Here is a 4,519-nt window from a genome sequence, read left to right on the forward strand (position 1 = left end):
CTCGGCACGATCTACGTGGTCCAGAACTTCGACCATGTCTTCACCATCACCAGTGGTGGTCTGGGCACGGCGAACCTGCCGTACTACATCTACGAGACCTTCTACACCGGACAGGACTACGGCCTAGCGTCGGCAGCCGGCGTGGTGGTCGTGATCTTGACCATCATCGTCTCGACGATCGCCCTGCGGACGGTCTTCAGCATCTTCCGGGAGGACCAGCGATGAGCACGAAAACGGTGACCCTGTCCAACGGGCAGCAGGTCAACTTCCGCAAGCCGCCGCGTTCGGGCCTGCTGCTCTCGGCAGCCGCGTGGATCGTCGGCTTCCTGTTCGTCGCGCCGGTTCTCTGGATGATCCTGACGAGCTTCCACTCCGAATCGGCGGCAGCAACGAACCCGCCGTCTTTCACGGCACCGTTGACCCTGGCGGGCTACCGGTCGTTCTTCGCGTCGGGGCCGTGGCCCTCGCTGATCAACTCGGTGATGGCCAGTGTCGTCTCCACCCTCCTGGTGTTGGCGCTCGCCTTCCCCGCCGCCTATGCGCTCTCGATCCGCCCGGTGCGCAAGTGGTCGGACGTGCTCTTCTTCCTGCTGTCGACGAAGTTCTTGCCGGTCGTGGCCGGCCTGCTGCCGATCTTCCTGTTCGCCAAGAAGGTCGGGCTGCTGGACAACATCTGGCTGCTCATCATCTTCTACACGGTGATGAACCTCCCGATCGCCATCTGGATGCTGCGCTCCTTCCTCGCCGAGGTCCCCTCGGAGATGCTGGAGGCGGCCGAAGTAGACGGCGCCGGGTTGATCTTGACCCTGCGCAAGGTCGTCGCCCCGGTCGTCATGCCCGGTCTTGCCTCGGCCGCGCTGATCTGCTTCATCTTCAGCTGGAACGAGTTGCTCTTTGCCCGGGTCCTGACCGGCACGGTCAGCCAGACCGCGCCGGTCTACCTGACCGGCTTCGTGACCAGCCAGGGCCTCTTCCTGGCCAAGGTTTGCGCGGCCTCGCTCGTGGTGTCGCTGCCGGTGCTGGTGGCCGGGTTCGCGGCGCAGGACAAGCTGGTCCAGGGTCTGTCGATGGGGGCGGTGCGCTGACGATGTCAGACCCCACCCCGCTGTCCGCGGCCACCCTCGACGGGCTGCCCGCCGAGGTGGCCCGGCCGGCATACGACCGTTCAGCCGTCACACCGGGAATGGTGCACTTCGGCGTCGGCGGTTTCTTCCGTGCGCATCAGGCGATGTATCTCGATCGCTTGATGAACAACGGCGAGAATCTCGACTTCGGGATCGTCGGCGTGGGCACCATGCCCGGCGATGCCCGGATGCGGGATGCGATGAAGGCGCAGGACTGCCTCTACACACTCATCGTCAAGCATCCGGACGGCTCGCGGGATGCGACGGTCATCGGCTCGATGATCGACTACCTCTTCGCGCCCGACGACCCGCAGGCCGTACTCGACCGGCTCGCCGATCCGGCCACCAGAATCGTTTCGCTGACGGTGACCGAGGGCGGCTATCACGTCAATCAGGTGACCGGGGAATTCGACCCCAAGGGAGCGGCTCTCGAGGCCGATCTCGCGGGCGGCGGTCCGCCGCAGAGCGTCTTCGGGTTCATCACCGAGGCGGCGCGCATGCGGCGGGATGCCGGCATACCGCCTTTCACCGTGATGTCCTGCGACAACCTGCCGGGCAATGGCGATGTCGCCAAGAAGATGATTCTCGCGTTCGCCGCGATGAAGGACGCCGAACTGGCGGACTACATGCGCGCGAACATCCCCTTCCCCAACAGCATGGTCGACCGGATCACCCCGGTCACCGCGCCCGCGGATATCGACGATCTCGCCGAACGCTTCGGCGTGGCCGATCAATGGCCCGTAGTCTGCGAACCCTTCACGCAGTGGGTGCTGGAGGATCACTTCGCCGCCGGCCGACCGGCATACGACAACGTAGGCGTCCAGATCGTCGAGGACGTCGTGCCGTACGAGCTGATGAAGCTCCGGCTGCTCAACGCCAGCCACCAGGCGTTGTGCTATCTGGGCTACCTCAGCGGTTATCGCTACGCGCACGAGGTCTGTCAGGATCCGCTCTTCGTGGAGTTCCTCCTCGACTACATGGAGAACGAAGGCAGTCCCACGCTGCCGCCGGTCCCCGGAGTCGATCTGGACGCCTACCGCCATCAGCTCATCGAGCGCTTCGCCAACCCCGAGGTGCGCGACACGCTGGCGCGGCTATGCGCGGAGAGTTCGGACCGCATCCCGAAGTGGCTGGTCCCGGTTATCAAGATCAACCTCGCCAATGGCGGGCAGTTCGACCGCTCGGCGCTGATCGTCGCCTCCTGGGCGCGGTATGCCGAGGGGCGCGACGAGCAAGGCGAGCCGATCGAGGTCGTGGACCGGTTCAAGGAGAAGGTGATGGCCGCGGCGGCCGCGCAGGCCGGCGATGACCTCGCCTTCATCCGGGATCGCGACTTCTTCGGCGACCTCGCCGACGACGAGCGATTCACTGGCGCCTACCGGCGCCATCTCGCGAGCCTGCACGACGTGGGGGCCCGCACCACCTTGGAGAACGCGGCCGCCGGCTGAGTACCTCCGAGGGCGCATGCGCACCGGGGTCGGGCAAATCAGCCTGGCCCCGGCGCTCGTGCGCCCGTGCCAGGATGACAACAGTTGAGTCGTGAGGAGATGCCCATGAGCGCACAGACCCTCGTGGCCGGGGTCGACAGTTCGACCCAGTCATGCAAGATCGTGGTCTGCGATGCCGAGACCGGGGCGATCGTCCGAACCGCCCGGGCCCCCCACCCGGACGGGACCGAGGTGGACCCGCGGCACTGGTGGGCCGCCTATCAGCAGGCCGGTGCGGATGGCTTGCTCGAGGGCGTGTCGGCCATCGCGGTCGGTGGCCAGCAGCACGGCATGGTCACCCTCGACGATGGTGACGAGGTGGTCCGTCCGGCCCTGTTGTGGAATGACACCCGCTCCGCCGGTGCCGCGGCGGACCTGGTCGAGGAGTTCGGCGGAGCCCAGGCCTGGGCCGAGCAGATCGGTGTGGTTCCGGTGGCCGCGATCACCGCGACCAAGCTGCGGTGGCTGGCACGGAACGAGCCCGACAGCCTGGCTCGGACACGGACCTGCGTCCTGCCCCACGACTGGCTCACCGGCCAGATCCTCAAGGACGGCAACGGTTTTCAGCGCTGGGTCACCGATCGCGGCGATGCCTCGGGGACCGGTTACTGGTCGGCGCACAGCCAGGACTATCGCGCCGATGTGATGGACCTGGCGATGGGCCGAACCGTCGAAGTGCCGACGGTGCTGGCTCCCCACGAGGTCGCGGGACGCACCGCGTCGGGGATGATCGTCGCGCCGGGCACCGGCGACAATATGGGCGCGGCGCTCGGGCTCGGCTTGCTCCCTGGCGACGTCGTGGTGTCGCTCGGGACGTCGGGGACGGTGTTCGCGCGGCATACCGAAGCCGTTGTCGACGCCAGCGGCGCCTTGCAGTCGTTCGCCGACGCTGAGGGTGGCTACCTGCCGCTGCTGTGCACCCTCAATGCGGCCCGCGTCCTCAATGCGGGGGCGGCGATGCTGGGCGTGGACTATGCCGAGTTCGACCGGCTCGCGCTGGCAGCCGCACCAGGGGCCGGCGGGCTGACGCTGATTCCCTATCTCGACGGGGAGCGCACACCGAACCTTCCGCAGTCGACCGGCACCCTCCTCGGGCTGACCCGCGCCAACGCCACGCCCGAGAATCTCGCCCGGGCACATGTCGAGGGCATGCTGCTCAATCTCGTTGCGGGAGTAGGAGCTTTGCGTGACCACGGCGTCGCGGTCGAGCGGATTCTGCTGATCGGTGGGGCCTCTGCCTCCGTGGCGGTGCAAGACATTGCGTGCCAGCTCTTCGGGCTGCCGGTCGTGGTGCCGGCCGCGGGGGAGTATGTCGGTCTGGGTGCTGCGCGCCAGGCGGCGTGGACTCTTTCCGGGGCGGACGCGCCGCCGCCGTGGGAGATCTCGCTGGACGTGCGCGCAGAGCCCGGCGCGCCCGATGCCGGTGCCGAGATCGTCGGCCGGTATCGCGACGCCGTCCGCGCTCTTTACGGCGTTGTCTAAAGCGGCCTAGTGCGGCGAGCCGGTCGGCCGTGGCCGCGACGGGCAGCCAGGACGGACGATCTCGTGGGCGGGCCGTTGGAGCCGCCGCGCGTTACGGTCAGGTATGCCCGAGGCCCGACAGATCGAGACGCCCGGCGGTCCCGGCCGCGCCTTCACGTATGCCGCGTCGGGTCCGGATCCGCTCGCGACGGTGGTCCTGGGCCACGGGGCCGGCGGTGGCCTCGGCGCGTCCGACTTGGTGCTGCTCGCGCGGGCCTTGCCCGAGCGGGGCTACCGGGTGATCTTGATCGAGCAACCCTGGAAGGTCGCCGGCCGAAAGATCGCCGGCCGGCCGCCGACCCTGGATGCGGCCTGGGTGCCGATGATCGCGGCCTTGGGCATCGTCGGCCCGCTGGTGGTCGGCGGGCGCAGCGCCGGCGCGCGCGT

The 4,519-nt window shown here is 68.2% G+C and carries 4 protein-coding genes and 1 pseudogene; all 5 read left to right on the forward strand.

The features are described from left to right. Positions 1 to 225: pseudogene (locus tag PKH97_RS13935) on the forward strand (sugar ABC transporter permease); the annotation flags it as partial. After that, positions 222 to 1,085, forward strand: coding sequence for a carbohydrate ABC transporter permease (locus PKH97_RS13940; RefSeq protein WP_324388145.1), 864 nt, complete (start codon positions 222 to 224; stop codon positions 1,083 to 1,085). The pseudogene PKH97_RS13935 and the gene PKH97_RS13940, both read left to right, overlap by 4 nt. Before the next feature lie 2 nt (positions 1,086 to 1,087). Then, complete coding sequence (locus PKH97_RS13945) at positions 1,088 to 2,572, forward strand: mannitol dehydrogenase family protein (protein WP_324388146.1); 1,485 nt, start codon at positions 1,088 to 1,090, stop codon at positions 2,570 to 2,572. Between the two features lie 105 nt (positions 2,573 to 2,677). Continuing rightward, a complete protein-coding gene (xylB, locus tag PKH97_RS13950) occupies positions 2,678 to 4,093 on the forward strand; it encodes a xylulokinase (protein ID WP_324388147.1) in 1,416 nt (471 codons plus the stop codon). A 103-nt stretch (positions 4,094 to 4,196) separates the two neighbouring features. Further along, a partial coding sequence (locus PKH97_RS13955) for an alpha/beta family hydrolase (RefSeq protein WP_324388148.1) occupies positions 4,197 to 4,519 on the forward strand: 323 nt, incomplete at its 3' end.

This window comes from Nostocoides sp., assembly GCF_035343835.1.
Classification (GTDB): Bacteria; Actinomycetota; Actinomycetes; order Actinomycetales; family Dermatophilaceae; genus Nostocoides_A; species Nostocoides_A vanveenii.